Source organism: Salinibacillus aidingensis (assembly GCF_055393355.1).
This window is the reverse complement of sequence record NZ_AP043759.1, coordinates 3515481-3522017: the sequence shown is the minus strand read 5'-3', so window position 1 is coordinate 3522017 and position 6537 is coordinate 3515481. Positions and strand designations below refer to the sequence as shown.

Sequence of the window (6537 nt, the reverse complement as noted above, 5' to 3'; positions counted from 1 at the left end):
AACGATGTCGCTCTCAAAGCGACTTAATTATTATATCAAGCTATCAACTCAAAGTCAATAACTTTTTTAAATTGTTTTGTTCGCTTTGTTCGCTCTTTAAAGCGACAATTAATAATTTATCATGATTTGCCTTTGGTTTTCAAGAACCAATTATTGGCTTAATCAATGTTTTGTTTTTGTTGCCTCGCAAGCAACGATTAATAATGTACCATGGATTATTTACGAAATCAAGCAGTTTTATTAATGTTATTTTTTTCAGAAACTTGCAAGCGATTTTGAACTGTATAGTTGTTAGAACCGCATGATATACATTTTTGATTATATAACCTCATCAGCACTCTTGTTCCGGTTCTGAGGGGAGGTTGAATCTCCTGATTGTTATCTATTTTGTTCAGAAAATAGGCACCACAAGATCTGTTGTAAATATAGTTTTCGTATAATTATGATTCAGCTTATAAGAATCAGAAACTAATTACGTATAATATTATCCCTTGTCATATACATTTAAACAGCAAACTTCCATAGAACCTTAACCAACAAAAAAGCCACAGCAGAGATGAACTGCTATGGCTTCCTGTATGCTTATTCTTTATTTTTCATTTGAGGGAACAATAGAACATCGCGAATAGATGGGGAATTGGTAAGCAGCATAACGAGACGATCAATACCAATCCCTAATCCGCCGGTTGGAGGAAGACCGTATTCCAGTGACTCAAGAAAGTCTTCATCCATCATATGGGCTTCGTCGTTTCCTTCTTCTCTTTCCTGTAACTGAGCTTCAAAGCGTTCTCTTTGATCGACCGGATCGTTTAACTCGGAAAAGGCATTTGCGTGTTCCCTTCCTACAATGAACAGTTCAAAACGATCTGTGAATCGGTCATCCTCCTCGTTTTTCTTAGCCAACGGGGATATCTCCACAGGATGACCATAAACAAAGGTAGGCTGAATGAGCTTTTCCTCCACTCTTTGTTCAAAGAATTCATTGACAATGTGGCCAAACTTCATATTATCCTCAATATCAATGCCATGCTCTTTAGCCAGGCTGCGGGCTTCTTCATCACTCATGTTCTCCCAGAAATCAACACCCACAAATTCTTTGATGGCATCAACCATATGGAGTCTCTTCCATTCAGGCTCAAGATCAACTTCTTCATCGCCGTATTGGATTTTGGTTGTACCTAACACATTTTTTGCAATATGAGCAATTAAGTTCTCAGTAAGTTCCATAATATCATGAAAATCTGCAAAGGCCTCATACAGCTCAATCATTGTAAATTCAGGGTTGTGCCGGGTGGATACACCTTCATTACGGAATACTCGTCCAATTTCATAAACCTTCTCCATGCCACCAACTATTAATCTCTTGAGATGCAATTCAATGGCTATACGCATATATAAAGGTATATCCAGTGCATTATGATGTGTAACAAATGGACGGGCAGACGCACCACCTGGAATTGAATGCATCATAGGGGTTTCCACTTCTAAAAACCCTCTTGTGTTTAAATACTTCCGCATGGATTGCAGAACCTTACTGCGGGTGATAAAGGTATCCCGGCTATCCGGATTCATAATTAAGTCTAAATAACGCTGACGATAGCGCTGCTCTACATCTTTTAGTCCGTGGAATTTGTCAGGTAGCGGACGCAAAGACTTCGTAAGCATGTGAAACTCACTGGCTTTTACAGAGAGTTCCCCTACTTTTGTTTTAAACATTGTACCGGATACACCGACAATATCTCCCAAATCCGCTGACTGGAATAACTCATAGGCTTCTTCTCCAACAGCATCCTTACGCACATAAATCTGAATCTGTCCTTTAAGATCCTGAATATGGGCAAAGCCGGCTTTTCCTTTTCCACGCTTTGTCATTATACGTCCTGCGATTGTGGCCGGGAATTCTTTTTCCTCTAATTCCTCTTTTGTATATTCGTCATATCCTTCTATTAAATCTGCTGATAAATGAGTCCGCTCAAACTTACTTCCAAACGGATTTATCCCCTGTTCCTGGTAGCTTTGAAGCTTTTCCATTCTTGCCCGTACGAGGTCGTTCATTTCCTCTGTCAACGTCATCACTCCAATATTTTTAGCATAACTATGTAAAGAAACTGCCAGAATGAACTGGCAGCTTTTTTTGTATAATCTATTGATGAATAGGCTGATTCAGGAAGCTGCTGCCCTAGCTTCTAATTCATTAGTATAGTCTTTTGAAATGTGAATTAAACATTGGTTTCATATGGTTTATACGTTTTCTTACTTTACCATTCCCTTTAGGGGTATTCAAGTACCTAGTCTTCCGGAGTAAGTTCCTCAATGGAAATATCAAGAACTGTTGAAACTCTGGTCAAAAAGGTTTGATCAGGCAGCCTTGCTCCGCGTTCCACTTCCCCTAAGATTGAAACGGAATAGCCAATATGCTTTGCAAAATCTACCTGAGTATATCCTTTTAATTTACGAAAGGATCGAATTCTTCTTCCCCACTTCTCGGCTTCCATTTCGCTACTCCTTTATCCTCGTTTTCTGGTAATGCTTCCATTAACTCACGCACCGTCTGACCGTTGACCATTAAATCCGGCTGTATATCGTTAAGTGGAATTAAAACAAAGGCTCTTTGATGCATCCTCGGGTGAGGAATCGTTAACTTTCCATCATTCATATTCTCTTGATTATACAGTAAAATGTCAAGGTCTATAGTTCTGGGACCAAAACGGATTTCCCTTTTCCGGTCCAATTTTAGTTCAATATCCTGGCAGTATGTCAATAATTCATAAGGTGACAGGTCGGTTGTCACTTTAATCACCATATTTAAAAAGGTCCCCTGGTCTGTGTAACCTACAGGTGCGGTTTCATAAATTTCTGATTCTGCTCTCACCTGGATATGACGGTGCTCAGAAATTAAAGCAATGGATTTTTCCAAATAGCCTTCTCTTGGTTCGATATTTGATCCTAATGCAATATAAGCTGTATTCATAATGGATTCTCCCGGTAAACCTCTACCCCTACAGCATCAAATTGTCCTGGAATAGGAGCTTCTGGTTTTTCAATTTCCACATTTATGGCGTTGATTGTCGGAAACGCATGAAACAGTTGACTGGCAATGTCCTCAGCTAATGCTTCCACAAGCTTCCTGGCTCGTCCCTCAACTGTTTCCTTCGTTACTTCAAAAATTCTTCCGTAATCGATGCTATCATCCATATGATCGGTCTTTCCTGCCTTTGAAAGGTCCAATTCAATGGTTAAATGAACGATATACCGCTGACCCAGTTTGTTTTCTTCCGGATACAACCCGTGGTATCCGTAAAACTTCATTCCCCTTACATGTATTTTATCCATGATTATCACCTGCTTTTCCCAGCATTGCATCCATCATTTTCGTCATTCTGGCTATCTCCTTAACGTCATGTACCCTGACAATTCCTGCTCCTCGTTCAATCCCTAAACAGACCGTTGCACCTGTTCCCTCTATACGCTGATCAACAGGCAGGTCTAATACATAATCAATCACACGTTTTCTGGACGTTCCTAATAAAAGTGGATACCCCATGGTTGCAATCTCATCCAGGCGACGCAATACCAGCAGATTTTCCTCCATCGACTTTGCAAAGCCTACACCAGGATCCAATATAATTTGTTTATCTGTTACGCCTGCCTTCTTGGCTATATCCACGCTTTTTGCCAGATCCTTTTTCATATCTTCAATAATGTCGTTGTAATCTTGGTTATTTCGATTATGCATTAAAATGATTGGTGCGTGATGGTCGGCAGCTACATCGGCAATTTCCGGATCTTTTTTTGCACCCCAAATGTCATTAATGATATGAGCACCCGCTTTTAGTGCCTCATCGGCTGTCCTGGCTTTAAATGTGTCTACGGACATTGGCACATCCACAGCCTTCCTCACAGCCTTAATACTAGGGATTATCCGTTCCAGTTCCTCCTGAACCGAAACGGGGGTGTGTCCAGGTCGTGTGGACTCTCCACCGATATCAATAATATCAGCACCATCTTGAACCATCGTTTCTGCATGCTCCACGGCCCGTTGTTCATCAAAAAATTTTCCACCATCAGAAAATGAATCAGGGGTTACATTTAAAATACCCATAACTAGTGTCTTTTTATTTAAATCATAGCTTTTATCGCCGATGCGGATCATCTGATTCATTTTGTTCTCTCCCATCTAAATCTTTTCCATTTCCCTCATCTTATCAAAGAATTTATATTTTTTCAGAGTGCAATAGCTATTGCTTCTTTTGACCCATTTGGATGTGCATCATGAACAAAGGCGGAAGCGCCCGTTTAGCGGCGTACGGACTGGACTGAGCCGTAGGAGATAAAGGAAACACAACGAACGAAGAGAGTTGATGTTGACTTATCGGACGAGGTGAAGGAAAAGTCACGCTAGTCGCTGGGCGCTGGAGCCGGACGTGGCCTCTCATGATGTTTTATCCACAAATTCGTAATTTTATAATTTCCTAGACATTAAAAAAGGACCAGAACGTATCTGGTCCAAAGATTTTTCTTATTCATCTTCAAAATTGTATAAAGGAGTAGACAGGTAACGCTCACCGTTACTTGGAAGGATAGCCAGTACTTTTTTGCCCTTGCCAAGTTCTTTAGCGACTTTTTTCGCCGCATATACAGCGGCGCCTGATGAAATCCCGCCCAAAATTCCCTGAGACTTGGCAATTTCTCTCGCCGTTTCAAAGGCACTTTCGTTTGCTACCGTTATGACATCATCATAAACCTTGGTATCTAATACTTCAGGTACAAACCCTGCTCCAATACCCTGGATTTTATGAGGACCAGGCTTACCACCTGAAAGAACAGGAGAGTTTTCCGGTTCAACAGCATAAAGCTTAACGTTATCATAATTTTCTTTAAGAACCTCTCCTGCACCTGTAATGGTACCACCCGTTCCAATACCTGAAATAAAGGCATCTAACTGATCGCCCATTTGTTTAACAATTTCCTTACCTGTTGTTTCAGCATGAACACGAGGATTTGCCTCATTGTCAAATTGCTGCGGCATGAAGTATCCATGTTCATTTTTTAATTCCTCTGCTTTGGCAATAGCACCCTTCATGGCTTCGCTTCCTGGTGTCAGGACAAGCTCTGCACCATAAGCACGCAGTAAGTTACGACGCTCCTTACTCATCGTGTCAGGCATAGTTAAAATGGTACGATAGCCTTTCGCCGCTGCAACCATCGCCAGTCCAATTCCGGTATTTCCGCTTGTCGGTTCAATAATCGTATCCCCCGGCTTTAATTCACCCTTCTTTTCCGCATCTTCAATCATAGCCTTGGCAATACGGTCCTTAACGGAGCTTCCCGGATTCATATACTCGAGCTTTACATAAATATCTGCACTGTTTTCGTTACCCACACCGTTCAGCTTAACAATCGGCGTATTTCCAATAACATCCACAATATTTTCAAACACTTCCATCTTAACACCCCTAATTCCGAGTATTTTAATATGTTTTATAAACTTTAATTATAGAATATGAGAACCTGACAGAAATGTCAAACATTTTGGTACTAATTTCCCTTTGAATTCATGAAGATATTTTCATGGCTGTTTTACATAGTATGTTACCGCTAATACGAAAACAACAACAATCTATGATTGATCGCCATAAATCCAGTTAACTCCGACTTCTCCCCATAAATATTCTGCAGAGATTTCCTGGGTCATTTTATTTTTGGCGACTTCCCGCCTGATTTCGTTACGAACATCTTCTAATTGCAGATCAATCCCCGGCAGAACCTGATGAAGATAAATGATCACAGTTCCGTCCTCAATTTCAAAGGGCTGACTATATGAACCCTCCTCCATATTCTCAGCGGTTTCAAAATAAATATCCTGCAGATACGTACTGTCTTCCGGGAAATACCCCAAAATGCCCCCTTGTTCACTTGTGTTTTCATCAATGGAATACTCTTTCGCCAAGCTGGAGAAAGAGGCACCTCCTTCCAGCTCACGAATAACTTTTTGGGCTGTGGACTCATCTTCCACAATAATTTGTGACAGCTGGTAGGAGGTCGGGAAATCAAACTGATCCGGTTCCTCCTCGTATACCTGAGCAATTTCGGAATCCGTCACTTCAATATCCTGAGTCAACAGCTGCTCGAGCAGATTCTGATAACGAATGTTCTTTTTCCACTGCTCTCTTTTACGCTCCCTTTCTTTGTCACTCATGATTCCTGAGGCGGTTTCCACGGTTGCCAGCTCTTTTTGAATCAGTTTTTCATTAAGGGAAAGGTTCTGTTTTTCAGCTAACTGGAATACAACCTTTTGATTTATCGTTGATTTCAAATAGTCTTCTCCATAATTCTGTTCCAATCCATCCATCCATTCTTCTGCTTTTATCGATTCATCACCTACAACGGCTACTTCATTTGGAACTTTACGTCCATCCTCGAATTCATCAATAGAGGCCTGATTTCCGTTTGTGAAAAGCAGAACGGTTGTAATATTGGTGACTATTAAGACGGTAATCATTCCCCATAAAAGCCTCTTAGACAATTTTGTTCCAC

General features: G+C 40.8%; 7 protein-coding genes. All 7 read right to left on the bottom strand.

Annotation, left to right across the window (positions count from 1 at the left end; genetic code table 11):
* Window positions 1-582 precede the first annotated feature (582 nt).
* The gene (lysS, locus tag ACZ5OK_RS17995) at window positions 583-2055 is read right to left on the bottom strand and encodes a lysine--tRNA ligase (protein WP_425542244.1); all 1473 of its coding nucleotides are present in this window, start codon (window positions 2053-2055) and stop codon (window positions 583-585) included.
* A gap of 233 nt (window positions 2056-2288) precedes the next feature.
* Window positions 2289-2495 carry a helix-turn-helix domain-containing protein gene (locus ACZ5OK_RS17990; RefSeq protein WP_343843993.1) on the bottom strand — a complete coding sequence of 69 codons (207 nt, stop codon included), beginning with the start codon at window positions 2493-2495 and terminating at the stop codon, window positions 2289-2291.
* Complete coding sequence (gene folK, locus ACZ5OK_RS17985; RefSeq protein ID WP_343843990.1) at window positions 2447-2971, bottom strand: 2-amino-4-hydroxy-6-hydroxymethyldihydropteridine diphosphokinase; 525 nt, start codon at window positions 2969-2971, stop codon at window positions 2447-2449. The genes ACZ5OK_RS17990 and folK overlap by 49 nt, the downstream gene beginning before the upstream one ends.
* Entirely contained in the window at window positions 2968-3333 is a 366-nt protein-coding gene (folB, locus tag ACZ5OK_RS17980; RefSeq protein ID WP_343843987.1) for a dihydroneopterin aldolase, read from the bottom strand. The genes folK and folB overlap by 4 nt, the downstream gene beginning before the upstream one ends.
* Window positions 3326-4162 (bottom strand): dihydropteroate synthase, encoded by an 837-nt coding sequence (gene folP / locus ACZ5OK_RS17975; RefSeq protein WP_343843984.1) that lies wholly within the window; start codon window positions 4160-4162, stop codon window positions 3326-3328. The genes folB and folP overlap by 8 nt, the downstream gene beginning before the upstream one ends.
* Before the next feature lie 357 nt (window positions 4163-4519).
* Window positions 4520-5446 (bottom strand): cysteine synthase A, encoded by a 927-nt coding sequence (gene cysK / locus ACZ5OK_RS17970; protein WP_343843981.1) that lies wholly within the window; start codon window positions 5444-5446, stop codon window positions 4520-4522.
* A gap of 174 nt (window positions 5447-5620) precedes the next feature.
* Window positions 5621-6526, bottom strand: a complete 906-nt coding sequence (locus ACZ5OK_RS17965; protein ID WP_343843978.1) for a peptidylprolyl isomerase — start codon at window positions 6524-6526, stop codon at window positions 5621-5623.
* Window positions 6527-6537: the final 11 nt, after the last annotated feature.